Source organism: uncultured Microscilla sp. (assembly GCF_947493425.1).
GTDB lineage: Bacteria > Bacteroidota > Bacteroidia > Cytophagales > Microscillaceae > Microscilla.
In genome coordinates, this window is record NZ_CANLRP010000508.1 from 1 (window position 1) to 429 (window position 429).

Consider the following 429-nt stretch of genomic DNA (forward strand, 5'->3'; position numbering starts at 1 on the left):
ATTTCAAATTGTTCGGATGAGGTAAGTTTATGAAAAGGAACATCTTCTTGTTTGGTGGGGTTGCCTTGCTTGTCGTTAACGTCTTTTGCCAAAGGCATTTTTTGCCCTTCTTGAGCTTGCTTTTCTTTTTCTAACTGCTCTTGCTTGAGTCGTTCTTCGAGTTCACGCTGTTGTTCCTCAGCCCGTTTTTTATAAAACTCAAGGCGCTTTTGATACTCTTGAGGGCTGATGCTTTGCCGACTATTGCTTTGTTTGCCAGATTTACTGGCGTATCGAGGTTTGTATTTGTCTCCCATGAGTTTGCAAAAAGGATGTACAAGTGGTTGGGTGGGCTAAAATAGGGATTTTGGGGGGTAAAGCAAAGGTGAAAGCGGTATACTCAAAAAAAAAATGGATCGCCCAAAACAAGGCGTATAAGTTCAAAGGCTA

1 protein-coding gene is annotated in these 429 nt (G+C 41.7%); it reads right to left on the reverse strand.

Annotated features, from left to right (window positions below; all coding sequences use genetic code 11):
- On the reverse strand, positions 1 to 296 hold a 296-nt coding region (locus Q0954_RS34520; protein WP_299466791.1), incomplete at its 3' end, for a hypothetical protein.
- Positions 297 to 429 lie beyond the last annotated feature (133 nt).